Here is a 24,613-nt window from a genome sequence, read left to right as displayed (position 1 = left end):
GAAAAATAAAGCGTTTTCATATAGAATAAAATCATAACAACAAAGGAGTTCTATTTTATGGTAGAATTAAATTTAAAAAATATTTACAAAAAATATCCAAACAGCGAACATTACTCTGTAGAAGACTTCAACTTGAATATAAAAGATAAGGAATTTATCGTTTTCGTTGGTCCTTCAGGATGTGGGAAATCTACTACACTTCGTATGATTGCTGGACTTGAAGATATCACGGAAGGTGAATGTTCAATTGATAGCCGCGTGGTCAACGATGTTGCGCCAAAAGATCGTGACATTGCCATGGTTTTCCAAAACTACGCTTTGTATCCACACATGACTGTGCATGATAATATGGCTTTTGGTTTGAAACTTCGTAAATACAGCAAGGATGATATTGAAAAACGTGTAAATGAAGCAGCAGAGATTCTTGGCTTGAAAGAATTTTTAGATCGTAAACCTGCAGACCTTTCTGGTGGGCAACGTCAACGTGTAGCGATGGGACGTGCTATTGTTCGTGATGCAAAAGTATTTCTTATGGATGAACCGCTTTCTAACTTGGATGCTAAATTGCGGGTATCTATGCGGGCAGAAATTGCTAAAATCCATCGTCGTATTGGGGCAACCACTATCTATGTTACCCATGACCAAACAGAAGCAATGACTTTGGCTGATCGTATCGTTATCATGTCTGCAACAAAGAATCCTTCAGGAACGGGTACAATTGGACGTATAGAGCAAATCGGTACCCCACAAGAAGTTTACAAAAACCCAGTTAATAAATTTGTTGCAGGCTTTATCGGAAGCCCAGCGATGAACTTCATCAATGTAACTTTGAAAGGTGATGAAATTGTAGCACAAGACCTTTCTCTGAAAGTACCAGAAGGTGCCTTGAAGGTACTTCGTGAAAAAGGCTATGAAGGCAAGAAACTCATTTTTGGTATTCGTCCAGAAGACATCAATACAGAAGCTGCCTTCCTTGAAACCTTCCCAGATTCAGTAGTACATGCTAAAATCTCTGTATCCGAATTGCTTGGTTCGGAATCTCATTTGTATTGCCAAGTGGCTGACAATGAATTTATTGCTAAAGTAGATGCTCGTGATTACCTCAAAGCTGGAGCAGGTATTGACCTTGGCTTTGACTTGAACAAAGCACACTTCTTTGATCCAGAAACAGAAAAGACAGTTTATTAATTTACAATGCCTTTAGAATAATTAATAAGAGAATGCAGGATGCCTTGTTTTTAATACAAGACTCCTGCGTTTTTTATAGAAGAAAATTTGGATTTAACGGTAAAGTGATTTATAAATAAGAAGAAGCATTTTAAATTTTATGTTATACTAAAGTCATGGAAAATAACGATATTGTCTACGGTGTACATGCTGTGACGGAAGCTCTCATGGCCAATACTGGAAATAAACTCTATATTCAAGATGATCTACGTGGGAAAAATGTTGCTAAGATGAAAGATTTGGCAGCAGAAAAAAAGGTTTCCATTTCTTGGACTACCAAAAAAACATTACAAGAAATGACAGGTGGTGCCGTTCATCAAGGTTTTGTTTTGCGTGTTTCAGAATTTGCTTATACGGATTTTGAGGTGATGTTGAAAATGGCAACTCAGGAAAACAATCCTCTCTTGCTCATTTTAGATGGTCTAACAGATCCGCATAATTTAGGCTCTATTTTACGGACGGCTGATGCGACAAATGTTACAGGCATCATTATTCCGAAGCATCGAGCAGTTGGTGTCACGCCGGTCGTTGCTAAGACCTCTACAGGAGCTGTAGAGCACGTTCCGATCGCTCGGGTGACCAACCTCAGCCAAACTTTGGACAAGCTGAAAAATGCAGGTTTTTGGATTTTTGGAACGGATATGAATGGAACTCCGTCTACTAAGTGGAATACAGCAGGTAAACTCGCTCTGATTATCGGCAACGAAGGTAAAGGCATTTCTGCTAATATTAAAAAGCATGTAGATGAAATGATTACCATTCCTATGAATGGACATGTGCAGAGCCTTAATGCTAGTGTGGCTGCAGCCATTCTCATGTATGAAGTGTTTAGAAATCGCTTATGAAAAGCCAAATTTTACTAGTTTATGCTTGCCGGATGACTGCCTTTTGAAAGGAAACTGGTCCATTTTTAAACCAGAGCGAACGGAGTGTAGAACGAAATTTTTTCCTGATAAATTGAGGAATGAGGCTGATTTTTAAGATTTGGAAAGAATTTGTGACTTCAATGCTCAAGATATGCTTAGTGTTCGTCAGAACTTATTCAGTGTGACAATCGTTTTGATTGATGAGAACGAAATGGTAGATGATGGCATTGAATATGAAGTAGCAAACCACGAGCTCAATCATCTGTGGTAATGAGCAATTTAAATGAGCAGTGGACTGTCTTTGCCCAAGGAGCTTTGCGTGTTTCGGCTTGTGAACTAGAAAAGAAAGTAGCTATTACAAAGTCGGATCTGAATCAAATGAGCCAACAGCTTCAAATGGGAAAACCACCTTTATGTCCTATAGACAATCCAACCTTACGCAATTTATAGAAAATGATGGAGAAAAAAGAAAGATGACTTTTAAGATTTTAACGGATTCAACAGCAGATCTTCCAGAAAGCTGGGCTTTAGAAAATGATGTTCAAATTCTCGGTCTGACTATTCAGCTGGATGGAGAGACGTATGAAACAGTCGGAGATAAGAAACTAACGAGTGAGCAGCTTCTTTCTAAAATGGAAGCCGGTAGCCAGCCGACAACTAGTCAAATCAATGTTGGTCAGTTTGAAGCTATCTTTCGTCACTATGCTGAGATCGGCATGCCAGTCCTTTATATTGCTTTTGCATCTCTTTTATCAGGAACTTATCAGAGTGCAGTCATGGCACGGGATATAGTTTTAGAAGATTTTCCAGAAGCTGTCATCCAAATGATAGATACCAAGGCTGCATCTATGGGAGAAGGTCTTTTAGTGATGAAAGCGGTAGAGGCAAAAACTGCTGGGCAAAGTTTAGAACAGGTAGTAACCCTGATAGAATCCTTACTGCCAAAAGTGCGTACTTATTTCCTCGTGGATGATTTGAACCATCTCATGCGAGGCGGACGGATTTCAAAAACGGCAGCTCTCATGGGGAATTTGGTCAATATCAAGCCGATTATTGCCGTTAAAGCAGATGGTAGGCTAGATTCTGTGGCTAAAGTTCGTGGCAAGAAAAAAGCTCATGCTGAAGTAGTGCGCATGACTTTGGAAGGTATTTCTGATCCACGTGTGGTAATTGCTTATGCAGGGTCAAACAGTCAGGATGTGGCTCAAGTATTAAAAGAGCAACTTCTTCTGTCAGATCAGGTTAATGAGGTTTTAATCCTACCATTAGGGCCCGTTATTGCCACCCATACTGGTCCTGGAACTTTGGGATTATTTAGTATTGCCCATGAAAATCAAGATTAAACGGAATGAAACCGTTCTTTCATAAATAATTTACCAAATATATTGACTTTTACCCCTAAAATTTGGTATGATAGTAGGCGGTATTGTTTACCCCATTTGTAAGGCCCCGGAACCTTCCAAATAACTTGCGGACCGGAACATCCGCTCTGTAAACAAAAACGATATTCATATAGGAGAAATCATGAACAAAACAACATACATGGCTAAGCCAGGTGAAGTTGAACGGAAATGGTACGTAGTAGACGCTACTGATGTACCTCTTGGACGCCTTTCTGCTGTTGTAGCAAGCGTGCTTCGTGGAAAAAATAAACCAACTTTTACACCTCATACTGATACAGGTGACTTCGTAATTGTTATCAATGCTGAAAAAGTAAAATTAACTGGTAAAAAGGCAACTGATAAAGTTTACTACACTCACTCAATGTACCCAGGTGGATTGAAATCTATTACTGCTGGTGAACTCCGCTCTAAGAATGCTGTTCGCTTGATTGAGAAATCAGTTAAGGGTATGCTTCCACACAATACTCTTGGCCGTGCTCAAGGTATGAAATTGAAAGTATTTGTAGGTGCTGAGCACACTCATGCTGCACAACAACCAGAAGTTCTTGATATTTCAGGACTTATCTAAGGAAAGGAACAAATAAGCTATGTCACAAGCACAATATGCAGGTACTGGACGTCGTAAAAACGCTGTTGCACGCGTTCGCCTTGTTCCAGGAACTGGTAAAATCACTGTAAACAAAAAAGATGTTGAAGAGTACATCCCACACGCTGACCTTCGCCTTGTCATCAACCAACCATTTGCAGTTACTTCAACTGTTGGTCAATACGACGTTCTTGTAAACGTTATCGGTGGTGGTTACGCTGGTCAAGCAGGAGCTATCCGTCACGGTATCTCTCGTGCCCTTCTTCAAGTAGATCCAGACTTCCGCGATTCACTCAAACGCGCTGGTCTCCTTACTCGTGATGCCCGTATGGTTGAACGTAAGAAACCAGGTCTTAAGAAAGCTCGTAAAGCTTCACAATTCTCAAAACGTTAATTATCAGCGATATATCAACGTTTCAAAGCACTCAAGAGTTTACCTCATGGGTGCTTTTTTCTGTGCTTTTTATAAAAGTTTGCCCTAAAATTTGCCCTAAATTTGCACTACTCATTTTTAAGATGTTGATAGGCGACATGACCAGCAGATAGAGGGACAATATTAGAAGTGTTGACATAGGTCTTAGTTGTGAGAGTATCACTATGAGTTAATGCTTCTGAGATAGCTTCTAAGCTCATTCCAGCTTTCTTAGCAAGTGTTGCTCCAGTGTGTCGTAATTTATGCGGTGTAGCATGTTTTAACCGTGGGTGTCGTCTTCTGACAGAGTTCATCTTATTGTTTAAGTAATCAACATGTAGAGGACTATTCACATTGCCTTTAGTATCGATATAGGTAAAAACCAGCTGGTCAGGTGTTTGCATAATTCCAAATTTTGCCAGCTCCTGTTTTTGTTGAGTCTTCCATTCAGAAAGAAGGGTTACAAGGTAATTAGGAATTGAAAAAATAGTTTTCTTATTCCCTTTTGTAGACTTCACATTCTTGTATTTGTCCAGTGCATGCCTCAAGTCAATTTGAGCTTTTATTAAATCAATGTTTTTCCAATGTAGAGCATAGGATTCCGATTTTCTATCGCTCAGAATAAAGGTTGTAAAGAATAGGACATAATCTTTTAGTGATAGCTTATTGTTCTCCAAATCTTCTCTAAAAGCATTAAACCAATCTTGTAATTCTTCACTAGACAGATATAGGTCCTCCTCGTTTTTGGCTTCTTGTAGTTTTATCTTTTTGGTGGCTTTAATTCGCTTAATTGTCTTGGATAGTCGATTTGATTCTATGTACTCCAATTCCTCAGCCCAGTCGAAGATTGAGTTTACATAACTACGAATAACTTTAAAATTTGCATATTCTTTGGCTTTAGCCGTCATAAGATTAAGGACAACTTGTTTATTCTGATTGAGAAAATCTATCGAGAAATTTGCAAACATTGGTAGTATATGCCTTCTAAAAACAGTTTCAGTATTATCAATGGTTACTTGTGTTGGTGGTTTAGTTGTTGAAGTTGTTTGGCCTGCTTTATAAGAATCCCACCAAACATGTTTGTAGAAGTCAGAGAATAAAATATCTCCGTCCTTAGAGAATATTAGGCTTTCTCCGTTTTCAAGTAGACGTATTTTGGTTAAAATATCAAGTTCAGCTTCTTTAGCCTCCTTTCGTGTTTTATAGCGTTTGACAAAGTGACTTCCTTTTATACCCATTTTGGAACGGATTTCTTTGGGAATATACACTTTTAAGTTGTAGGTATTACTACTTGTTTTAGTAACAGTCATGATATTCTCCTTCGTTCGAGTCAGGATATATCATTGGCAATATTATAGCATGACTTCTTTACAAAGCCATCTATCAATCTCATTTTTATGAAAACGGACTGTTTTGCCAATTTTAATCACAGGAAGACCTTTTTGAATCCAGCTATCCAATGTATTATTTGAAATCCCTAGATATTGGCAAGTTTGTATTTTATTGAGATAAGGACTATCTAGTCCCAAATCTTCTTTGAAATGAGAAATCTCGTGTTGCAAGAGTTCTGTAATCATTAACTGTATTTGTTGGACTTGTTCTGTTGGTAAAATCACTTGCATGTTTCCTTACTCCTTATCAATTTTGATTTTTCTATACTTGACCTCGTTATTTACTAAATGCCCTTTTCTGAAAACTTTACTGTTGTAGGTGCTTTCGTAAAGGATATCATCAGCTTGTACAAGGTCTTCTATATTTTCATTTGTTAATAGCTTTATTTCCTCAGGCTTTTGTAAATTGTGAGAGGAATAAAATGCCTTTTTACCTAGACTTTCTAATAATTCTTGTCCTATACCTTTTTCCATGTATTTTGAAACATAGCGACCAGCATTAGAAGAATCGTCAAGACTATCTAGTTTGTTTATCCGAACTGCCCCTAATCCCCAAATTGTCAATAGGTCTTTATGTGGAACAAAAGGAAACGAAAAAAGGAGAATGTGTGCATGCCACGCTCCCCTTTTTTGTCGTTCTAATACCGCAATGTATTTAATCAATCGTTTTTTTGAATGGTAAATATGATAATTTAAGCGTTTGATAAACTTATCAAAAAGTATATTAAAGTCTTGTCTATCTTGAATGTTTTCTTTGGTAGTAAGTGTAAGGAAACTAGTTTTATCGTCAAAATTAGTATCAATTAAACGTTGGAGTTTCCATTTAGTATTTTTACGAGTTTTAGAAATTCTTTTTATTCGTTCTTCTTGTTCATCAGATGTTAGTTCATCAAAAGTTTTACGTTTTTGCTTTTCTTTTAGTGAAGTACGATTTTCTTCAATTTCAGTATTATCACTTGAAAAAATAGGAGTTTCGTATTCCCAAATTTCAAGGTACGAAGAAGTTCGGATAATTTTGCGGTTGTAACTCACAAAATTAACTTCCTTTCTCGTAACGTTTGCCTATACAATAAATAAACTAGGAGGAGCAAAGCTCCTCCACACTTCTATCATGTGATCCTAAGCACCGCTCCGCTAAACATGCTTCCAGCTTGCCGACTGCGTGTCGGCAGTTTTGCCTAGGTACATGGATAGAAGTAGTTTGTTTATCTTGCATTAACAGCGTAAATATAGTTTAAATAATTAGCAAAATCCCCTTTACGTTTTCTATCGTCGTGAAATTCATCAAACCAAGAGACATCATTTCCAAGTTTCTCAGCGTATCTTTTAATAATGTTAAGTTGTATAATAATCGAATCATGAATCCGTTTCCTTGATTCATCAGCATACTCCCTCTCACCTAGTGGGATAGTTAAGAACTTTCCACGTGCTTCAGCATATTGAGCACATAACTCAATTAGTCTTTGCCAGTATTCAAGGAATTCTGAATCATGAATATTTACCGAACTGATTAAATCCTCATAAATCTTTTCAGCTTGTTCAAAAGTAATGATTCCTTTGTCTTTTAGGAAGTCTTTATAAGTAAAAATTTGCATTGTGAAACTCCTTAAATTATTTTACGAAAATTATAACATATTATTTTGTAGCTAATACAACATCTGAGCAAGAAAACCATAAATTTCCATTAAATTGACCGATGTTTAAATTGTTTAGAATGACTGGGCAGGTATTTTTGTTTGCTAAGTCCTGAATAGTAGCAGAAGGTGTTAAAGTATTCACCTTGACTTGTATCATCTCCATAAAGAAATCTGAATTTTCGTCTTGAATTGATACGTTAAGTCGTAAAGCTACGGGTTTATTTGTTTCTCTGTCTAACACTTCTGTATAACCTTTTACAGCAAAGAAACGATTACCCAATAGTTCGGGTTTCAAAAAGTCATTTAATTTCATGTATACCTCATTTCTATCATCGCAGAGCGATGAGGAACAGATATTGTTGCTGAAAATCTAGCGAATTTAAGCAACAACATCCGTTGTAATTAGTTTGTTTCTGTTAAATAAAGTTGTAATTCTTTGATAAAGTCAAATTGAGTAGTATCAAGATAAGGACTTTCCCAGTATTGTGCTGTCTCCTTGCCTGAACCTTGCATATAAAGATAACCTGCCCCTTTTTCTTCGATAGGTTTTAACTTATCAGGAGTAGCTGAACCAAAGACCATGCGGTAGCCCTCACTAGAATTAGCGCCAAGAGCAATTCTCAATCCCAAGTTATCTCTAAGGTCGGTATTTAGGGTTTCGGCTCTCATTTGTTGAGCTGACAAAAGGATAAATATGCCTGATTGTCTTCCTAGTAGAATAATTTGTTTAATGCCATCCATAACTTCAACAATAATTTCTTTTGATTTTTTATCTGTTCCTGAAGCTTGAAATGCTCCCATTTCATCGAAGATAAGCCATACTGGTTTAAAATCATGGTTGGTAAAATTTGAGCCGTATTGAAAGTTATCCCGCATATATTGATATCGTTCTTGCATTTCTTCAACTACTAAACGGACAATACGAGCGATATTGTTCGGAGTTGTTGCTACATACTTTTCTCCGAAATAATATGATAAGCTACCTAGGTCAGAATTTTTAGGGTCTGCTATATAGACAGTTGATTGTCGTTTGAGAAGTTCTAAAATCAAGAAAGATATGAAAACAGATTTTCCACTTCCAGTACCACCAGCAACTAGAATATGAGGGCACTTGACAGGATTATAATTCACACCATATCCTAAATCTATATTAAGGTTATCAATTTCTTGCTTCTGGTTGTGAGATTGAAGAACTAACCTATCAGGTTTCTTGTAATAGAAATGATATTCCACAAAATTAGGACGAATAATTTTTTCTTCTAGTTCCAGTTCGAGTACTCCGGCAAGGACATCATCAAGTGATTGTACCTTTTTGCTAAATTCATCACCAGTAATCAGAGCTTTGATAAGAATATGCCCTTTTTGTTTGTCTAGCTCGTATTGCAAGATTGCACTTCTAGAGATTCTTTCATATCCTGAGCTATCTTTATATGTTGTATAAAGGTGGTTTGTATGTAATACATACAATAAGCTTTCTCTGATAATTAGGTAATAATCCAAATGATATCTAAAATATTTTAATTGACGATGAAATTTGTATATGACAAATCCTGCTAGAATAAATAAAGGGATTTTAATAAGGTCAGGAGCTCTAATATTTGCAATAATAGTAAGCATAATACAAGTAGAGAAGCCTAATATTGACCAATGAGCTATCTTTAATTTGCTAGTTGAAATAATATAATTTCTCTTTAAGTCAGCGACTTTCTTTAATTTAAACATAGATTACCTCTTTTAATTAAAAACATAAGTAGTACAACAAGTATACATTTTAGAAAAATGAAAATCTAAACAGTAGAACTGATTAGATTAGTGTTGTTCTTTCCAGTAGGAATATACAACAAGTTTGATAATGTAGCTAAGACGAGGTAGTCTAGTAGCACAGTCCTCCTTCATTAGAACATAGCGGAAATCATCAAGTCCAGCAAGTACATCCTCGTCTAGATAAATACGGGGAGTGACTGTGGTTTCTAAGTTAGGATTAACATTTTTTATGTCCTTTTCCATTTGCTTCCGTAGCTTTTGCCATTTGTCAATTGGATAGTGTCTAGTATTTCGATAGGATTCTTCTATGACACTCCCTATTGAGGCTTTCAGAATGATGTTAAATGAAAGGCCATTCAATTCATCATAGTGATTTTTAAGAAGTGTTTTTTCAAGTTTATCTAAAAAATCCTCTTTATTAAGTCCTTGAATTTTACGTTCTTTTTCTTGAATCAGTTCATCTATCCATACCTTTGCCTCGTACGCAAGGCGGACACTTTTATATATTCTAGTCATTGTTTCCACTCCTGTTAAAACTCATTTGAGTATTTAATTTTATCCATATTTTCAATTTCCTTATAGAAATGGAAATCTTTTTTATTTAGTTTATCGCATATTTGTTTAATGATGAATTTCCCGCGTTCCTCAATCCGCTCATTGACTCTTTTTAGGAAGATGGAGAAATCTTCGGTTTTCTTGGGATAAATGTATTTGTAGTTATGAGTTTCCCAAAATACTTCTGTTTGATAATTATTATCAACATAGGGTTGAAGATAGTATGTATCAATAAATTTTTTCCATGCTTTAGGAGATAAGTCAGTAAGCCATTCTTGAAGAGAAAGCATTGTAATATCCCAGTAATCTTTTGAGAAATTATATCGTCCAGTATTCATCCAATGAGGCAATACAGTAAAGTTTCCGATTGTATGTGTTAATTTTGCGAATGCTTCAAATCCTTTTAGGTTTTTTTGAATCATCTCGAAATTTTGATAGTTTTTATTATGGTATAAGATTGGATATTGCTTGTTTAGATATTCATTTAAGTTTACTCCAATCTTTTTACAAATTTCTTTATAATTCGGGTCATTGGTAATAGCTTGAGTAAATGTAGTTATATAAGAATTTAAGGTCTCGCCTCTTATTATATCTCGCTCGGAATGTTGCCAACCTAAAACATTATAAAGTGGGAGTGCCTCTTTATCACAGTCAGCGTTACTACCAACCTGTTTTGTGATACAAAATGTGGAAGGATTCACGAGTTCTCCGTTTTTATATTTTAGAAAATTTGAAATATTATCTGCGGTTAACTCGCTAGAGTAACAATTTTTAAAATCCCATAACCATGGTTTGATATTGTTTTGGTCACAGTAGTTTAACCATTCAATAACTTTTGTATTATCCATAATTTTCACCTACTTTATTCTGTGTTACAACAACTATACTTTTATTATAACTGTTTTTTTGGAAAATGCAAGAGATTTAGAATAAAAAATTTACAAATATTTTTTTGTTGATTGTAAGTTATGGCTATATTTAGATTTCATAGCGTTAAATTTCAGAATGTTTGTTATAATGAACTATATAAGTAATTGAGGTAAATATATATGAAAAAAGTAATTGAAATGTTCCCAGAATTTCACCAAGAGAAACTAGAAACAACTGATATAAAAGATGAAAATAATTTAATTGTAGTTGATACAAATTTTTTATTACAGATTTTAGAGTTGCCAATTGATATAGCTACTAAGTATGTGGGTTCATTAAAATCAATAAAGAGAAATCTTTACATACCTTATTTAGTCGCTCTTGAATTTCATTTCAATAAAAGTAATAAAAAGAAAACTAAAAAAAGAAATGCAGACTCATACTTTAAACAAGTTGAATCTGCATTGAATCAATTAAAATCAAGTGTACAGAATACTGATTTAATTAAAATGGATATTGAGAATGGTAAACTAAAACATTTGATTGGAAATTTGGAGCTTTTTACTGATGATTTTTTGACTAAGGTGAATTCATTTGTAAGAGATGAAATTACTGATAAAGAAGATGAAGTTTATAAAGAGTTACTTAATATTATTTCTGATTCTATTGGAGATGTGTATGAGCAGGAATGGATAGATGAAATAGAGAAAGAAGGAGAAAAACGTTTTGCAGAGGCTATTCCACCGGGATTTGATGACAAAAATAAAGATGGGACAAGAAAATATAATGGCATATCTTATCATCAAAAATATGGTGATTTAATTATTTGGAAGGATATATTAAAAAAAGCAACGGAACAACCTCGTGGTGATAAAGTTATCTTTATTACTAATGACGGAGAATCAAATAAAAAAAGTGATTTAATTTATAAAACTTCAAATATGAAAGTTGGGCCAAGTATTTTCTTGATGAATGAATTATATATGTGTAGTAGAAAAAAATTATATATATTAAACAATACTACACTCGTAAACATGATTACAGAGTTAACAGAAGATGAAATTGATAGGATAGAGGCTCAGGAAGAAAAGAAGTATGTTGTTACGTTTCCAAAATGGATTTTAGATAAAGCAGAAAAAGATGTACGAGCAAGAAATGAGTCAAATAACTCGAGTGTTGTATATTATATTGATTCAGAAAATAGGTTAGCTTGCATTGATATTGATGAACTTGAACCACTTGAACTCATATCCCTACTAGAGAATTCTGATGTAGAAAAAATGTTAAAAGAAGAAATTTTGAAGAAAATGTTAGATGGTTATTACAGTAAATTACCAAGACATATTATTAAAGACATAATAAATAGTTATCAAGAAAAAAATATTCAATGAATTTAATAATAAAATTTCATCATTTAGGGCAAATTACTGATATAGCTGACTCGTTTTGGTTAGTTTTGTAGAAAAATTTGCCCTATTTAGATGAAAATGGTTGAAATTAGTTGAGAGCTAGTAAATGTTTGGTAGTTAAAAGTGGCATGATTAAAGGTATTTGAGCTAGTTTAGTTACTAGGTTAGCCAAACCAGGTCTTAAAAAGGCACGTAAAGCTAGCCAGTTCTCTAAACGTTAAGAACCGCTTTACAACAACGATTACAAGCATTTTGCAAGTCTCTTGCAAGGTGCTTTTTTTGTTGATTTTTGCTTTTGATACCTTTTTTGATACCGTTTTGGAAAAACTTTTACATCTTTTTTGATTATATTCTTATCTTTGAATAGTTTATATAATTGACGTATACTTCCTGTTTATGTTAAACTTTGAGAGTGTAATGACAGGAAAATCAGGTTGGGATTCATTCCTAACAGGCTTCGATGCTGTCCTTGGAGAAAATTCTTCTAAAAAATCGGGATTGCGATGCAAATCGCCCGCATTACTCTACTCTAGACTTACTGTCTGGAGTTTTTTGTATTGTTTTTTAGATAACTCGCAAATTGTTTGATGGCTCTATCTTCTCCGTTAGCTGTTGAATGGCTGTAGGTGTCTAAAGTCATTTGACTACTTGCATGCCCTAACCTTTTGGCAGTGTTGACAGGGTCGACTCCGATTTCAATCATCAAGGTAGCATGAGTATGTCTGAAGCCGTGAGGACTGATTTTCCTTAAGCCATGTTTTCGAATAATCCTTGAAAGTACATTGTTGATATAGTCTGCATGTAGTGGCTCTATTGAGCCTGTACGTGTGCAGTAAGTGAAGATAAAATCTTGCTCGATAGAAAGAGGTGCGACTGCTAGTTGTGCCTTTTCTTTTTGGCAATTTGACTTCCATTCTTGCAGAATAGAGATAGTTTCGCTATCTAGCTTAATCTTTCGAACTGAAAAATCGTTTTTAGTGCCTTTTTCGACTGCCTGACCGTCTAATCGTCCTAGGCTCTTGCTTATGCTGAGAGCCTCGCTCTGAAAGTCTATATCAGCCCATTTAAGAGCGTACAGCTCGCCTTTCCTCAAGCCGCTATAGGCTAGTAATCTAAAGAGTGCATAATGCTTATAAGGCTCTTCCTGAAGGACAATGTTTAGGAACTCTTGTAGTTCTTGAACCGTCCAATAATTTTCTGTCCGTATCTTCTTCCTCTTTGGCATAATGATTTCTGTCATAGGATTATGCTTAAGCAATTTCATCTTAATCGCAAAGTCAAAGACTTTACCAGTGTAAGACTTGATTTGCTTGATATTCTTGAAAGTCTTTGCTTTTTCCGTGATAAAGTTCTGGCAGCCTAAAGGGGAGATTTTACCGATAGGCAATTCTCCCATGACTGGCAGAATGTGCAACCTAAACATATCAAGCGTACGTGAAGCCGTTGTCGGCTCTACTGTATCTTGATAGGCTTGATACCATTTTTCGAATATCTCGTTATAAGTTTTATGAGTTGGCTTGATGAACTCTTCCAACTTTCCTGAAGCCTTAAGATAGATGAATCTAGCTTCGTAGTCTTTGGCGTCTTTTCGAGTACGAAAGCCACGCTTTACATGGTCTGCACGTTGACCGTCTTTAGTCATATAGACCTTGACAAAATACAAATAGCCGTTTTTGGCTTTTTTACTTGGGTATTTGTGAATGGACATTGTAATTTCTCCTTTATTTTTTAGGTTTCGAAGCTTATAAAATAAAGAAATTACGAGTTTTTACAATTATTTTTTACGTTTTTCAGCCATTCTTCTCTTGTATTCGTCGGAGTTTTCCCATGCTTGCCAAACGTAGTGATATGGTGAGTCTTCCCCTTCTGACTTGTTAATCAGAAAAGGAATTAGTCCTTGTTTTTCGTCGGCTATAAATTGCTTGATGGCTTTAACTAAAATAGGGTTAAAGTCATTTTTACTTGCTAGAAAGTCAATATAATCAGCCAGTGCTTCCGACTGATTGATTTTCGCAAGTATGATAGCTAACTCATCTCCAAAAGGGGTCCATTTGGTGATTTTATTGTCTATACTACTTTTTCCTTGAAGTATCTTGGCAAAACCTTTCAGAACTTCTTTAGGTGCTCCTGGGTCTACGAGATTAGGATTATCATCAAGCCCTAGTAAGTAAGGAATAGAGACACCAAAATAATCTGCTAGAATTTGAGCATTCTTAGCATTAGGGGTTCGGCTTCCTTGGTTATAGTTTCCAAGAGTAGAATAACCTATTCCAGTTATTTCGCTTATTTCTTTTAGGGATAGCTTACTGTCTTTTACAAGTGATTGAAAGTTTGTCAAATGAATTTACTCCTTTTGAGGATATTATAGCACAAATTACACGAAAGAGAAATTTATCCTTGACATAAATCACAAAAGAGAATATAGTTAAATATAAGATACACGTTTGTGTATTTGTTTTCGAAGCTTATACAATAAAGAAAGGGGTCAGCTATGGCTTACACACTAGAAGAACAAGAAACGTTTGTCCGATTTGATGCACTGGATAAACAGTGGACGATTGAAACTAATTATTACCCGCACATTCAAAAGGTGTTAAAACTTCCTGAAGCTTATAAAGTGTTAAACACTGAGGAAGAAGAAGGCAGAACGATTTGGCTCAATGCCATTATGAAGATTGGTGAGGATTTTGGAATCAACGTATTTCCTAAGAAAAAACGCAAGATGACAGAAGAACAACGTCAAGAACTTGCTGAACGTATGAAACAGGCAAGAACCAGCCTTGAAAAATAGGAGTGTTGCTCGGTCTGAAATACTAGACAGGTATATTTACCCTATGGAACTATTTTAGATTGCGCCATCTCCAGAAAATAGGCAATGAAAATAGTTTAAAAATGATTTTAACAAAAAGGAGAACCCGCAGATGACAGAAGGATTTACTATACAACTCCCAAAAGTAACTGAAAAGAAGTTACTGGCTCGCTATGACAATATGCTCCAAAAGGCAATAGAAAAAGCCCTTGAGGACAAGGAGCTTTATAAGCCTATGGTTCGTATGGCAGGCTTGTGCCGTTGGCTAGATGTCTCAACGACGACTATTGTCAAATGGCAACGTGAAGGCATGCCCCACATGGTCATTGACGGAGTGACCTTGTATGACAAGCATAAAGTCGCTCAATGGTTACAACAATTTGAGAGGTAAGAGCTATGGACTATGATAACGAAAATTACTTAATACCTAAAATTTTATTACAAGATGATTTTTACAGTAGCCTGTCTGCTACAGACTTGTTTGTCTATGCTGTCCTAAAAGACAAGCAGATAGAAGCACCTGAAAAAGGTTGGATAGATGTTGATGGGAGTGTCTATCTAAATTTTAAATTAAACGAGTTAGCCAAGATGTTTTCTTGTAGTAGAACTACAATGATAACTATTATGCGACGATTGGAAGAAGTCAATCTGATTGAACGTGAAAGAGTAGATATTTATTATGGTCACAGTTTGCCCTATAAAATATATATCAACGAGGTATGAAAAATGATAAAGATTTATTTTGGGAAAGATAATGCACTTAATCAAGCTATCCAATCACGATTGGACAGCTATCATCTTGATTATCAAGCATTTTCAAGCAAAGATATAGATACTAAAACACTGATGGAATGGCTTTTTAGGTCAACTGATATCTTTGAACTACTAAGCACTAAGATGTTGAAGTATAAGTTGAATACACAAATTACCCTTAGTCAATTTGTTCGAAAGATTTTGAAAGATGTTGATAGTTCCCTAAAGCTTCCCATTGTTGTAACAGAAGAGGTTATCTATTCAAACATGTCTCCTGAGTATGTGACGGTACTTTTACCGAAAGAATATCGAAAAATCGAAAGAATTCAACTGATGAGAAAGATGGATCAGTTAGATGAAGGTCGGACATTCTGGAGAAATTTTGAAATACTCCGCAAACAATCTGAACTACGTTGGTTTGAGCTGAACGATTTATTGTTTGCTGATGTGTCCGACGATTTAGGAGAAATAAAAAAAGCTAAAGACCGTTTCTTTAGCTACAAGAAAAATAAACAGGTGCCACCTGATGAGATTATTGAAAAAATCCTCGAAATATTTTTAGTTGACCGAGAAGACTTTTTAAAAAAATCTCCTTCAGATTTACAAAATTTCTAGTCAAAAATATTTATGAAAACAGGTATGAAAATATTTTGAAAATGGAATTTTGAGGTCAGAATTTCTGGGGTTGCGAAAAAATTATAACTGGGCGCCCTCTAACAGCCCGCTATGTGCACATTTAAAGTGCATTTACTACACCCGTTTTTTGGCAAGTTTGACTGACGGAAAATGAAAATGGTTCGACTCCGAAGGGGTCGGCTTGGGGTTGCTCCCCCAAGAATTTTCATTAGGGAGGAGGTCTTTACGCAGACAAAAAAATCGGCGCCGATAGGCGACCGTAAAAAGAAAGGAGTTTTGTTTGAAATTAAAAGTTAGCTTAGATAATATCACGATAACAGCTTATATCAGGCCCCGCAAACTCCTAACTCTCAAAAATCTAGTTGAAAGCCATACAGCAATTAGTATTCAGACAGCGATGACGGATATGTTTAGAGCTTATACCAAGGACGGAGGTCAAGTCGTGGTCTATATGGAATATGACAAAATAAAAGGACAAGCCTTTAATGCTCGCCCTTTCAGGTTGGAGTTCAATCCCAATAAACTCCGCTCAGTAGATACTGATATCATTGACACTATTATACCATGTTTGGAAGATATTGCAATATCTCGTGCTGACTTGGCTTTTGATTTATTTGAAGTTGATTGTAGTGAGTTCGTGTTAGAGAAGAAAGGCAGACCAACCGCAACTAAGGAATTTCGTTCAGAGACCGGAAAGCTAGAAACAAAGTACCTTGGTGCTTCGCGTTCTGAAAAGCAAGTAAGGCTATATAACAAGAAAAAGGAGCAACTGGAAAATGGAACTGATAAAGACAAGGAATTTGCTAGTCAGTTTCAACACTGGTGGCGCTTGGAATTTCAGTTGAGAAGTCGCTCGGTTGAGGAGATATTCGAGGTTATCAATACAGTTATCTTTAAGCCATTCAAATTTAAAGGTTTACCTATTGAGACTCAAATCTATCTGACCGCTCTCATTCATGATAAAAATATCTGGAAAGAGCTCCATAGAAATACAAGAGCAAGATACAAAAAAATCTTAGAGACCTATCAAACATCAGAAATTGACTATCTAGGTTTGATGAAAGACCTATTGAAACATGAGCGCCCCAGACTTAAAAAACAATTAGCCTATTATGGTGGTCGGTAGATTGTCGGACAATGCGAAGCGTCCGACCTTTGGCACTGATGAAGTGCCTTGCTCGCTTCGGCGAGCATAGTCGAACTATCTCTTGTGAGTTGAGAGATGGTTCGAGGTCGCTCCTGTATTCGGAGCGAAAAGCCGTCTGCAAGACCCTTCGGAGAACGCACATTTACGGAGTAAAGTGTAGTGCGTTACACTTTACATGGAAGTAGTGCCGATTCTTCAGGAAAAAATCTAGCCTATGGGTTGCTTATTTCTGGTGGCAATTGTCCGCCACCAGCTCGGCGACCTTTTGAGCCGAGAAAGGAGAAAAATCTATGAGTTATGTAGTAGCTAGAATGGTCAAATACAAATCTGGTAATCTCGGTGGTGCTTATCGCCATAATGAACGTGTTTTTGAAAATCATTCAAACAAGGATATTGACCCTGAACGAAGTCATCTAAATTATGAGTTAACAGACCGTGACCGCTCTATACCTTATGACAGACAAATAAAGCAGTATGTCAATGACAATAAACTATCTAAACGCGCTATTCGTAAAGACGCTGTATTATGCAATGAGTGGATTATCACATCTGATAAAACTTTCTTTGAAAATATGAGTCAGGAGCAGACAAAGGAATTTTTTGAGACTGCTAAAAATTTCTTTGCTGAAAGATACGGAGAACAGAATATCGCTTATGCCATGGTTCATCTTGACGAAAGCACCCCGCATATGCACCTTGGTCTTGTTCCAATGAGAAATGGAAAGTTGAGTTCAAAAGCCCTATTTGGTCATCGTGAGCAGCTTCAGGCAATTCAGGAGGAGTTTCCAAAATACCTAAATGATAAAGGATACACTTTACAACGTGGTGAAGTTGATAGTGAGAAAAAACATCTTGATACTGCTGAATACAAGGAGAAGCAGCGATTGCTTGATGATGTCGAGCAACGACTATCTGAAAAACAAATTAAACTAGAACAGATAAGCAATAAAATAAACCAACTAGAGCTGACTGTATCAGAGAAAGAGCACCTGCTCCAGTACTTGGAACAGAAGGAGTGGCACACTCTTGAAGAGTTGAAGCAATATGAAAAAGAAATAGAGACCTTGGCTGAAAGTTTAATTGATTTGAAAGAGGTTGAGCCTTTAGGCTTTAGGGAGCTACATGCAGAAGGATTAGCAAAGCGTACACTTGATGGCAAGCTAAAGATGAGTAGAGAAACCTATGATAGGCTATATCAGACCGCTTCTAAAAATGTGACCAATAATGTGAGATTGAGGCAGGACAGGAATGCTTTAGAGCATAAACTGAATAAGTCTCTAAAAGACCAGAACAGCCTAGCTAAATCATTGATAAAAAGTGAAAAGTTACTGACAGAAAACAAGGAATTGAAGTCCGAAGTTGACAGGCTCCAGCATGAAAATAAGGGGCTTAGGAAACAGATGGAACGCTTGAACGATAGACTAAAAGCTGTGAGTCAAAAGTTGGCTTTATGGCGTAAGAGTGCTAAAAAGTATCTACCAGAAAAAGAGTTTCGCTCTACCCTGAAACTTGCTAATCAAATACGACCGCCGAAACTAAATATAGTGACAGCAGTCAAAACGATAAAAAAAGTAATTGAGAAAAATTTATTTTAATCACTTTATGCCGTGAAAGTCTCTTGACAATAAGCTAGTCGGATTTAGACTGAAAGGGGTCGAGTCGGCAGGCTGAAAAGCTGACGACCGAACGCCGTAGGCTAAAAAAGACTAGCTTATTGTCAAGAGAACCATGGAATAAATGAACAAGGAGAAAGAACATGACTAATACTAACAAACCACTTGTTTATAAAATCTCACAACCTACCCCTTTTTCTGGAAAGGAATTGATAGGTTTCTTACAAATTGTCCATAAAAAAACGACAGGTGAATATTTATCATCTGCTTGGCCCCTAAGTATTATTGAAACATCTATTCTGGAAGATGAACAAGGTCAGGAATTTTGGACGAAAGATTTATCTATCAATGTTCTAGAAATACGACTCAAGGATAACTACAATATCCGTTTTATTCAAGAAAAATTGGACTTATATATCATCATTGAAGATTTGGAAGCCTTCAGACTAGGTTGTTCTCAGCTAGTAGAGGATTTAGTAAACCCTAATAAAAAGTATTTGGTTTATCGTGATTTTATCAGGGCTTATCGCAATATGCTTCCTCATGAAAAAATAGAATTTCATCAGAAGAAAATACGAGAGGAAATCGCCCGTAAAAAGTCTAGTAAGAAGTAACCTGTAGTATAATATTGAGAGAGGAGATAACGCTATGAGAAAAACGCTATTTGGTTGGATGATTGCATTTTCTGTATTACGCTTTTTTGGCCGCTCTGTGAGACAGTCGAATAAGGCGTTGCGTCGCTTATTGCGATAAATGAGAATTTGGGGAAAATCCTAGTTTTTTGATAACTAGGATTTTTACTTGCTTAAAATCTATACATGGTATATAATAAATCTATAAATATAGATTGGAGATATATCATGGCTATAACATTATCAAAGCAATATAATTTTAAGTTGAATGAGGCCACTATGGAACAAGCTCGAAATATTATTAAGGCAAAGGGCATGACCATGACTGAAGCCATCACGCTTTTTGTTGAGCAAATTGTACTTGAGCAAGATTTGCCTATTAAGACAGCTGAAGATTTGCATAGAGAACAGTTGATTGAGGAACTACAGTCTCAGTCAGAAAAAGCATTGAGACAGTACGAGGAAGGACAAGGCGTTTCCTTAGTAGAAATGAGGGAACGCTATGGTCTATAAAGTTGTTTTTTCAGAAGAGGTCAGCCAGGCGATAGACAATATTCATGAATATATTTCAAATGTATTGTTATCAGAGCAATCAGCAAAAAATACGATTGCTAAAATTTTAAATGGATTGCAGGAACTGGAGCTTTTTCCAGAGGCTGGTTTTGATGCTGATGAACGAATAGGCGTTAAGATAAATAGCAAGTATTTGACTAGGGGAAAAATTATTGGACAATATGTGCTACTGTATTTTGTGATTGAAGAAGATAAAGTTGTATTCTTGTCGCATCTCTTTCATACTAAGAGTGATTATGTGAATTTACTACGAAAAAGCAATAAAAAAAGCTCAAATGATTGAGACAGATTTCGTTTATTTTATAAGCTCCGAAACTATAGAAAATTGATACCTTTTTGATACCGTTTAGGTTTAGATATTTGTTTATAAATAAGATTTTTGATGATTTTTTGTTTTAGAAACGTTGATTTTAATGGTATTTGAGTTTAAATAATCGAGTGAACCAAAAACCAGGTCTTAAGAAAGCTCGTAAAGCTAGCCAGTTCTCAAAACGTTAAGAACCAGCTTTACAGCAATGATTACAAACACCCAATGTTTACCTCATTGGGTGTTTTTTAGTGCATTTTTTGAGAAACTCACCTCAACTATTATTTCAATGTATTAGAGTTAGTCTAAAATGAAGAGACTGAACTGTTTGCTCAGTCTCTTTTGTGATAGTTAGTTTTCAGTTTTCTCTGACGATATGTATTGATCAATTGAGGTGTGAACGAGGGTTAAAAATTTTTCTTTGAAGATTTGTGGTGGGAGTGGATTTTCTTGGGTTATCCACACTTCAATGTTGGCAATCACATAATGAACCAGTAGGGAGATGATAAAGTCATCTGGTAAATCAATAAGTGATTGATTCGGTTTGATATTTTCAAGCGCCCATTTTGTGTAAATCTTTTTTAAATAATTGGTCCAATGAGGGTCCATTGAGCTAGAATACAGCATCTTTAGCCATTTTCTATTTTCATAAAGGATAGGAAAAATTTTATCTGCAATGAAAAGAAAGGGGTCTTTATTTGTCAATGTACTATATTCTAAAAATGTCTCGTAAACAGGTTTATCGATACTATCATGAATAAATGCAATGATATCATCAATATTGTGAAAATGATGTTTGTAGATTGCTTGACGTGAAATACCAGCTTTCTTGGCGAGCTCGCTCATCGAAAGATTAGTTTCATCAGGATTTAGCATCGCTAAATCGTAGAAGGCGTCTAAAATTTTTTGTTTATTACCTTTCACCATATGAAAATACCTCTTATTTCTTTTTTAGTATAAAGAAAATAGAAAAAGATTTCAATAAAAAACTGTGGAATTGTTGGAATAATTTTATAGCATTTAATAAATACAAAATATTTAATATCTGCTTATACAATGTGAAAGATAGTTGACATTTATAAATGATGTCGTAAAAGCTAAGCAAAAAGATTGATAAAATAGTTTAATTATGATGTAATAGCAAATGTGCAATTTTTAGCTTATGAGCATTCTACTGTTATGAAAATCTTAATAGCTATGTGATATTTTACATGGAGAATAGATTAAAATCATAAAAACTATATGCTAAAATATTGATGGTATAAATTTAAAGCGGTACAATATTAGTGTATAGTAGGGGGTGGCTGTCTTATTTTAGCTAGGCGTTTTTATTTGTGTCATTCTGTTATAAGGAGGAAAACGTGAAAAAAATAAAGGTAATGGTCGTTTTTGGTACAAGACCTGAAGCTATCAAGATGGCTCCACTTATTCTTCAATTGAAAAAACAATCAGAGAAATTTGAAACTATGACAGTTGTGACTGCACAACATCGACAAATGTTAGATCAAGTATTACAAACATTTAATATTGAACCAGATATTGATTTGAATATCATGGGAAAGCAGCAAACATTAACGGATATTACTGTAAAAATTTTGGCTAAATTGGATAAACTTTTAAAAGAAATGAAGCCGGACATCATTTTGGTTCATGGCGATACAACGACAACATTTGCTGCAAGCTTGGCAGCCTTTTATAACCAAGTTCGAATTGGGCATGTAGAAGCTGGTTTGAGGACCTGGGAGAAGTATTCTCCATTTCCAGAAGAAATGAATCGCCAAATGACAGATGCAGTAGCAGATCTTTATTTTGCTCCAACAATGCAAAGTAAAGTCAATCTCATTAAGGAAAACCATGATGAGAAGAACATATTTGTTACGGGGAATACAGCGATTGATGCTTTGAAATTAACTGTTCAAGAGCATTATCATCATGATATTTTAGCGCAAATAGCACCAAATCGTCGTCTCATTCTCGTTACTATGCACCGTCGTGAAAATCAAGGAGAACCAATGCGTTGTGTATTTAGTACTTTGCGGCAAGTGGTTGAAGCATATGATGATGTTGAGGTCGTCTATCCTGTTCATTTAAGCCCAGCTGTACAAGAAGTTGCATAGGCAATTTTGAGTAATCATCCTCAGATTCATTTGATTGAATCGTTAGATGTTGTGGATTTTCATAATATTGCAGCAAGAAGTTATTTCATTATGTCTGATTCTGGCGGTGTCCAAGAAGAAGCACCGTCTTTAGGAAAACCAGTACTTGTGTTGCGTGATACAACAGAGAGACCAGAGGGGGTGAGTGCTGGGACATTGAAGTTAGTTGGAACAGAAAGTAAGAATATTCACGAGGCCATAGAGACGTTATTGACAGACGAGATCGTTTATCGTCAAATGTCTCAGGCTAGCAATCCATACGGTGATGGTAGAGCTTCTGAGCAGATTGTAGAAGCGATTGCGTATTACTTTGGTCGTGCAGAAAGACCAGAAAATTTTGTGATAGGAGAATAAGATGTATCGAAAAAGAGAACTGGAATGGACAATTGCTTTACTTATCTTGATTATCTTGGCAATTGTTAGTTATAGTTTCTATTTTGCGAGCAGTATTTTAAATATTGAAATTATTTTGATAGTTCTTGCGGTTTTGAGTGTATTTCTTTTACCAGATATGCTACTCACTTGGTTACTGATCTTTAGCAGTGTATTGGCAACAATTTTTTTGGTTGCAGGTGTTGTGTATATACCAACAAATCAATGTTTTCTACTATTGATTACCTTTCCGCTTATTTTAAGCATATCACAACAAGTCAATGTTCACCGACGAACCTATCTTTCTATTGTCAAGGATCATACTGAGCAAGTAAGGGAACTGTATCAACATCATTTACAAGCTATTCAAGATGGACGAGAAGAAAGTTTACAAGCTTTATTAGTTCATTGGGCACATAATGATTATTTTCAACAAATTTATCCTAAAGAATTCCGTTGGATGTTGGTGCGGATCTATGTGACTTTAAAGAAATGTATGCAGGGAACAGGTGCTGTTTATTATCTTTCAAATGGGAATTTTCTCATTTTATGTTCGGGAGAAGGGCAATCTCCAGCAGAGATATTCCAGCACAATATGCTTGCTAAATTGTCTTTGCTTCGCTTTAAAACTAGTAAAAGTGTGCATGAAGTGCAGTATAAATCAGGCTATCTGTTGATTGATTCAGAAAATTGTGAAAAGTTTTTAAACTTTGATGATTTTGTTAAAAATCTGGACAGACAACTTGAAACAGACATTATTGTAGAATATTAGGAGGAAATTTGTGACAATCACCAATATTTTTTTCGGGGTAGCATTAGCAATTAGTATCTTTTTTACTTTATGCTTCGTTGTATTATTTATTTGCTATTTAGTCATTTACAATAGAGTAAATAAAAACTTTAAGGCGGTGAACCATGATTAGTCAGTTGATTATGATTATAACCTTGGTATCCATTTGGTTGTCCTTAATTTGGAGTCTAGTAACCTTGAGTTCTGGTGTTCATTTTTGGTTGAAACATAGTGATTTTAAAGTAGATGTTAGTCCTTTAAAGTATTATCCAAAGGTCACGATCGTCGTACCAGCTCATAATGAAGATGTGGTCATTGCGCAAACCGCAAGGGCTATTTTGGATATGAATTATCCTCATGATAAAGTTGAATTGCTTTTATTTGCAGATAATTGTGAAGATGATACTTATCAAGAAATGTTAAAAGTAAAAGCGATGCCAGAATATGCTACACGAGATATTACCATTACAGACCGGAAAGGGACTGGCGGGAAAGCGGGTGTGTTAAATGACGCTTTGAAAATAGCTAAGGGCGATTATATCTGTGTTTATGACGCGGATGCTATGCCAGAGAAAAATGCTCTTTATTTTCTTGTTGATAAATTGTAAAATATAGTTCAACAAAAAAACTCATAGCGTTTCATTGGTGTAAACTGTAAGTAACCACACAAACAGAACCCGAGGAAAAACTATGAGCTACTCCCAT

General features: G+C 35.6%; 29 protein-coding genes and 3 pseudogenes. 21 read left to right on the top strand and 11 right to left on the bottom strand.

Annotated features, from left to right (window positions below; translation table 11 throughout):
* Positions 1 to 57 precede the first annotated feature (57 nt).
* From FQ204_RS09975 to rpsI (FQ204_RS09950), 7 genes are all read left to right on the top strand, one after another.
* Positions 58 to 1,188, top strand: coding sequence for an ABC transporter ATP-binding protein (locus FQ204_RS09975; RefSeq protein WP_003070659.1), 1,131 nt, complete (start codon positions 58 to 60; stop codon positions 1,186 to 1,188).
* A 155-nt stretch (positions 1,189 to 1,343) separates the two neighbouring features.
* Positions 1,344 to 2,072 carry a 23S rRNA (guanosine(2251)-2'-O)-methyltransferase RlmB gene (gene rlmB / locus FQ204_RS09970; protein ID WP_058669874.1) on the top strand — a complete coding sequence of 243 codons (729 nt, stop codon included), beginning with the start codon at positions 1,344 to 1,346 and terminating at the stop codon, positions 2,070 to 2,072.
* Between the two features lie 139 nt (positions 2,073 to 2,211).
* Entirely contained in the window at positions 2,212 to 2,364 is a 153-nt protein-coding gene (locus tag FQ204_RS10755; protein ID WP_260843582.1) for a hypothetical protein, read from the top strand.
* Positions 2,364 to 2,543 (top strand): NYN domain-containing protein, encoded by a 180-nt coding sequence (locus tag FQ204_RS10750; RefSeq protein WP_144211129.1) that lies wholly within the window; start codon positions 2,364 to 2,366, stop codon positions 2,541 to 2,543. The genes FQ204_RS10755 and FQ204_RS10750 overlap by 1 nt, the downstream gene beginning before the upstream one ends.
* A gap of 23 nt (positions 2,544 to 2,566) precedes the next feature.
* Complete coding sequence (locus FQ204_RS09960) at positions 2,567 to 3,436, top strand: DegV family protein (RefSeq protein WP_037598210.1); 870 nt, start codon at positions 2,567 to 2,569, stop codon at positions 3,434 to 3,436.
* 181 nt (positions 3,437 to 3,617) lie between these two features.
* Positions 3,618 to 4,064 (top strand): 50S ribosomal protein L13, encoded by a 447-nt coding sequence (gene rplM, locus FQ204_RS09955; protein ID WP_003026230.1) that lies wholly within the window; start codon positions 3,618 to 3,620, stop codon positions 4,062 to 4,064.
* A gap of 19 nt (positions 4,065 to 4,083) precedes the next feature.
* Positions 4,084 to 4,476, top strand: coding sequence for a 30S ribosomal protein S9 (gene rpsI, locus FQ204_RS09950; protein ID WP_003026228.1), 393 nt, complete (start codon positions 4,084 to 4,086; stop codon positions 4,474 to 4,476).
* Between the two features lie 107 nt (positions 4,477 to 4,583).
* On the opposite strand, the gene xerC is transcribed toward rpsI (FQ204_RS09950), so the two are convergent.
* The 8 genes from xerC to FQ204_RS09910 form a co-directional block, all read right to left on the bottom strand.
* Entirely contained in the window at positions 4,584 to 5,804 is a 1,221-nt protein-coding gene (xerC, locus tag FQ204_RS09945) for a tyrosine recombinase XerC (protein WP_144211113.1), read from the bottom strand.
* Between the two features lie 42 nt (positions 5,805 to 5,846).
* A complete protein-coding gene (locus FQ204_RS09940; RefSeq protein ID WP_013851445.1) occupies positions 5,847 to 6,116 on the bottom strand; it encodes a helix-turn-helix transcriptional regulator in 270 nt (89 codons plus the stop codon).
* 6 nt (positions 6,117 to 6,122) lie between these two features.
* Positions 6,123 to 6,917 carry a hypothetical protein gene (locus FQ204_RS09935; protein ID WP_013851446.1) on the bottom strand — a complete coding sequence of 265 codons (795 nt, stop codon included), beginning with the start codon at positions 6,915 to 6,917 and terminating at the stop codon, positions 6,123 to 6,125.
* Between the two features lie 173 nt (positions 6,918 to 7,090).
* Positions 7,091 to 7,480 carry a hypothetical protein gene (locus FQ204_RS09930; protein ID WP_013851447.1) on the bottom strand — a complete coding sequence of 130 codons (390 nt, stop codon included), beginning with the start codon at positions 7,478 to 7,480 and terminating at the stop codon, positions 7,091 to 7,093.
* Between the two features lie 40 nt (positions 7,481 to 7,520).
* On the bottom strand, positions 7,521 to 7,835 hold the full coding sequence (locus FQ204_RS09925; protein ID WP_023610641.1) for a hypothetical protein: 315 nt from the start codon (positions 7,833 to 7,835) through the stop codon (positions 7,521 to 7,523).
* Between the two features lie 89 nt (positions 7,836 to 7,924).
* Entirely contained in the window at positions 7,925 to 9,244 is a 1,320-nt protein-coding gene (locus FQ204_RS09920; RefSeq protein WP_013851448.1) for an FtsK/SpoIIIE domain-containing protein, read from the bottom strand.
* Between the two features lie 87 nt (positions 9,245 to 9,331).
* Entirely contained in the window at positions 9,332 to 9,802 is a 471-nt protein-coding gene (locus tag FQ204_RS09915; RefSeq protein ID WP_144211111.1) for a hypothetical protein, read from the bottom strand.
* A gap of 14 nt (positions 9,803 to 9,816) precedes the next feature.
* Positions 9,817 to 10,689: a hypothetical protein gene (locus tag FQ204_RS09910; RefSeq protein WP_013851450.1), complete on the bottom strand. Its 873-nt coding sequence runs from the start codon at positions 10,687 to 10,689 to the stop codon at positions 9,817 to 9,819.
* 201 nt (positions 10,690 to 10,890) lie between these two features.
* Here FQ204_RS09910 and FQ204_RS09905 point away from each other — a divergent pair, with 201 nt between their 5' ends.
* Positions 10,891 to 12,102 (top strand): PIN-like domain-containing protein, encoded by a 1,212-nt coding sequence (locus FQ204_RS09905; RefSeq protein WP_144211109.1) that lies wholly within the window; start codon positions 10,891 to 10,893, stop codon positions 12,100 to 12,102.
* 164 nt (positions 12,103 to 12,266) lie between these two features.
* A pseudogene (gene rpsI, locus FQ204_RS10795) lies at positions 12,267 to 12,341 on the top strand (30S ribosomal protein S9); the annotation flags it as partial.
* Between the two features lie 314 nt (positions 12,342 to 12,655).
* On the opposite strand, the gene FQ204_RS09895 reads toward rpsI (FQ204_RS10795), so the two are convergent.
* Together FQ204_RS09895 and FQ204_RS09890 are read right to left on the bottom strand one after the other, a co-directional pair.
* Positions 12,656 to 13,828: a tyrosine-type recombinase/integrase gene (locus FQ204_RS09895; RefSeq protein WP_144211107.1), complete on the bottom strand. Its 1,173-nt coding sequence runs from the start codon at positions 13,826 to 13,828 to the stop codon at positions 12,656 to 12,658.
* A gap of 66 nt (positions 13,829 to 13,894) precedes the next feature.
* The gene (locus tag FQ204_RS09890; RefSeq protein WP_144211105.1) at positions 13,895 to 14,458 is read right to left on the bottom strand and encodes a helix-turn-helix domain-containing protein; all 564 of its coding nucleotides are present in this window, start codon (positions 14,456 to 14,458) and stop codon (positions 13,895 to 13,897) included.
* Positions 14,459 to 14,611: 153 nt separating this feature from the next.
* Here FQ204_RS09890 and FQ204_RS09885 point away from each other — a divergent pair, with 153 nt between their 5' ends.
* The 9 genes from FQ204_RS09885 to FQ204_RS09840 all read left to right on the top strand — a co-directional run bounded on the left by FQ204_RS09885 (position 14,612) and on the right by FQ204_RS09840 (position 20,566).
* On the top strand, positions 14,612 to 14,911 hold the full coding sequence (locus FQ204_RS09885; protein WP_049507248.1) for a hypothetical protein: 300 nt from the start codon (positions 14,612 to 14,614) through the stop codon (positions 14,909 to 14,911).
* Between the two features lie 130 nt (positions 14,912 to 15,041).
* A complete protein-coding gene (locus tag FQ204_RS09880; protein ID WP_021002053.1) occupies positions 15,042 to 15,320 on the top strand; it encodes a hypothetical protein in 279 nt (92 codons plus the stop codon).
* 5 nt (positions 15,321 to 15,325) lie between these two features.
* Positions 15,326 to 15,652 (top strand): replication initiator protein A, encoded by a 327-nt coding sequence (locus tag FQ204_RS09875; protein ID WP_059221485.1) that lies wholly within the window; start codon positions 15,326 to 15,328, stop codon positions 15,650 to 15,652.
* 3 nt (positions 15,653 to 15,655) lie between these two features.
* Positions 15,656 to 16,297 (top strand): hypothetical protein, encoded by a 642-nt coding sequence (locus tag FQ204_RS09870; RefSeq protein WP_144211103.1) that lies wholly within the window; start codon positions 15,656 to 15,658, stop codon positions 16,295 to 16,297.
* A gap of 301 nt (positions 16,298 to 16,598) precedes the next feature.
* Positions 16,599 to 17,444, top strand: coding sequence for a replication initiation protein (locus tag FQ204_RS09860; protein WP_049507252.1), 846 nt, complete (start codon positions 16,599 to 16,601; stop codon positions 17,442 to 17,444).
* Between the two features lie 311 nt (positions 17,445 to 17,755).
* On the top strand, positions 17,756 to 19,060 hold the full coding sequence (gene mobV, locus FQ204_RS09855) for a MobV family relaxase (RefSeq protein ID WP_059221481.1): 1,305 nt from the start codon (positions 17,756 to 17,758) through the stop codon (positions 19,058 to 19,060).
* A 161-nt stretch (positions 19,061 to 19,221) separates the two neighbouring features.
* A complete protein-coding gene (locus tag FQ204_RS09850; RefSeq protein ID WP_059221479.1) occupies positions 19,222 to 19,692 on the top strand; it encodes a hypothetical protein in 471 nt (156 codons plus the stop codon).
* 246 nt (positions 19,693 to 19,938) lie between these two features.
* On the top strand, positions 19,939 to 20,223 hold the full coding sequence (locus FQ204_RS09845) for a type II toxin-antitoxin system RelB/DinJ family antitoxin (RefSeq protein WP_024052721.1): 285 nt from the start codon (positions 19,939 to 19,941) through the stop codon (positions 20,221 to 20,223).
* Positions 20,213 to 20,566 carry a type II toxin-antitoxin system RelE/ParE family toxin gene (locus tag FQ204_RS09840; protein WP_003070628.1) on the top strand — a complete coding sequence of 118 codons (354 nt, stop codon included), beginning with the start codon at positions 20,213 to 20,215 and terminating at the stop codon, positions 20,564 to 20,566. The genes FQ204_RS09845 and FQ204_RS09840 overlap by 11 nt, the downstream gene beginning before the upstream one ends.
* Before the next feature lie 375 nt (positions 20,567 to 20,941).
* On the opposite strand, the gene FQ204_RS09835 is transcribed toward FQ204_RS09840, so the two are convergent.
* On the bottom strand, positions 20,942 to 21,517 hold the full coding sequence (locus FQ204_RS09835; protein WP_003070620.1) for a TetR/AcrR family transcriptional regulator: 576 nt from the start codon (positions 21,515 to 21,517) through the stop codon (positions 20,942 to 20,944).
* A gap of 434 nt (positions 21,518 to 21,951) precedes the next feature.
* On the opposite strand from FQ204_RS09835, the pseudogene wecB reads away from it, so the two are divergent.
* From wecB to FQ204_RS09820, 3 genes and pseudogenes are all read left to right on the top strand, one after another.
* Positions 21,952 to 23,100, top strand: a pseudogene (wecB, locus tag FQ204_RS09830) (non-hydrolyzing UDP-N-acetylglucosamine 2-epimerase).
* Position 23,101: 1 nt separating this feature from the next.
* Positions 23,102 to 23,890 carry a hypothetical protein gene (locus FQ204_RS09825; protein ID WP_003070617.1) on the top strand — a complete coding sequence of 263 codons (789 nt, stop codon included), beginning with the start codon at positions 23,102 to 23,104 and terminating at the stop codon, positions 23,888 to 23,890.
* 143 nt (positions 23,891 to 24,033) lie between these two features.
* Positions 24,034 to 24,513: pseudogene (locus FQ204_RS09820) on the top strand (glycosyltransferase); the annotation flags it as partial.
* Positions 24,514 to 24,613: the final 100 nt, after the last annotated feature.

The organism is Streptococcus constellatus, from assembly GCF_902167705.1.
In the GTDB taxonomy this organism is placed as follows: domain Bacteria; phylum Bacillota; class Bacilli; order Lactobacillales; family Streptococcaceae; genus Streptococcus; species Streptococcus constellatus_A.
This window is presented reverse-complemented; position numbering and strand designations above follow the sequence as displayed.

Excerpts from the sequence above, each read along its gene's own strand:
- FQ204_RS09905 (WP_144211109.1), top strand. The coding sequence starts at position 10,891 with ATGAAAAAAGTAATTGAAATGTTCCCAGAATTTCACCAAGAGAAACTA.
- FQ204_RS09930 (WP_013851447.1), bottom strand. The coding sequence starts at position 7,480 with ATGCAAATTTTTACTTATAAAGACTTCCTAAAAGACAAAGGAATCATT.
- FQ204_RS09960 (WP_037598210.1), top strand. The coding sequence starts at position 2,567 with ATGACTTTTAAGATTTTAACGGATTCAACAGCAGATCTTCCAGAAAGC.
- FQ204_RS09845 (WP_024052721.1), top strand. The coding sequence starts at position 19,939 with ATGGCTATAACATTATCAAAGCAATATAATTTTAAGTTGAATGAGGCC.
- FQ204_RS09925 (WP_023610641.1), bottom strand. The coding sequence starts at position 7,835 with ATGAAATTAAATGACTTTTTGAAACCCGAACTATTGGGTAATCGTTTC.
- FQ204_RS09850 (WP_059221479.1), top strand. The coding sequence starts at position 19,222 with ATGACTAATACTAACAAACCACTTGTTTATAAAATCTCACAACCTACC.
- FQ204_RS09975 (WP_003070659.1), top strand. The coding sequence starts at position 58 with ATGGTAGAATTAAATTTAAAAAATATTTACAAAAAATATCCAAACAGC.
- rlmB (WP_058669874.1), top strand. The coding sequence starts at position 1,344 with ATGGAAAATAACGATATTGTCTACGGTGTACATGCTGTGACGGAAGCT.
- FQ204_RS09840 (WP_003070628.1), top strand. The coding sequence starts at position 20,213 with ATGGTCTATAAAGTTGTTTTTTCAGAAGAGGTCAGCCAGGCGATAGAC.
- FQ204_RS09885 (WP_049507248.1), top strand. The coding sequence starts at position 14,612 with ATGGCTTACACACTAGAAGAACAAGAAACGTTTGTCCGATTTGATGCA.
- FQ204_RS09880 (WP_021002053.1), top strand. The coding sequence starts at position 15,042 with ATGACAGAAGGATTTACTATACAACTCCCAAAAGTAACTGAAAAGAAG.
- mobV (WP_059221481.1), top strand. The coding sequence starts at position 17,756 with ATGAGTTATGTAGTAGCTAGAATGGTCAAATACAAATCTGGTAATCTC.
- FQ204_RS09835 (WP_003070620.1), bottom strand. The coding sequence starts at position 21,517 with ATGGTGAAAGGTAATAAACAAAAAATTTTAGACGCCTTCTACGATTTA.
- xerC (WP_144211113.1), bottom strand. The coding sequence starts at position 5,804 with ATGACTGTTACTAAAACAAGTAGTAATACCTACAACTTAAAAGTGTAT.
- FQ204_RS09825 (WP_003070617.1), top strand. The coding sequence starts at position 23,102 with ATGTATCGAAAAAGAGAACTGGAATGGACAATTGCTTTACTTATCTTG.
- FQ204_RS09940 (WP_013851445.1), bottom strand. The coding sequence starts at position 6,116 with ATGCAAGTGATTTTACCAACAGAACAAGTCCAACAAATACAGTTAATG.
- rplM (WP_003026230.1), top strand. The coding sequence starts at position 3,618 with ATGAACAAAACAACATACATGGCTAAGCCAGGTGAAGTTGAACGGAAA.
- FQ204_RS09915 (WP_144211111.1), bottom strand. The coding sequence starts at position 9,802 with ATGACTAGAATATATAAAAGTGTCCGCCTTGCGTACGAGGCAAAGGTA.
- FQ204_RS09910 (WP_013851450.1), bottom strand. The coding sequence starts at position 10,689 with ATGGATAATACAAAAGTTATTGAATGGTTAAACTACTGTGACCAAAAC.
- rpsI (WP_003026228.1), top strand. The coding sequence starts at position 4,084 with ATGTCACAAGCACAATATGCAGGTACTGGACGTCGTAAAAACGCTGTT.
- FQ204_RS10750 (WP_144211129.1), top strand. The coding sequence starts at position 2,364 with ATGAGCAATTTAAATGAGCAGTGGACTGTCTTTGCCCAAGGAGCTTTG.
- FQ204_RS09870 (WP_144211103.1), top strand. The coding sequence starts at position 15,656 with ATGATAAAGATTTATTTTGGGAAAGATAATGCACTTAATCAAGCTATC.
- FQ204_RS09895 (WP_144211107.1), bottom strand. The coding sequence starts at position 13,828 with ATGTCCATTCACAAATACCCAAGTAAAAAAGCCAAAAACGGCTATTTG.
- FQ204_RS09875 (WP_059221485.1), top strand. The coding sequence starts at position 15,326 with ATGGACTATGATAACGAAAATTACTTAATACCTAAAATTTTATTACAA.
- FQ204_RS09920 (WP_013851448.1), bottom strand. The coding sequence starts at position 9,244 with ATGTTTAAATTAAAGAAAGTCGCTGACTTAAAGAGAAATTATATTATT.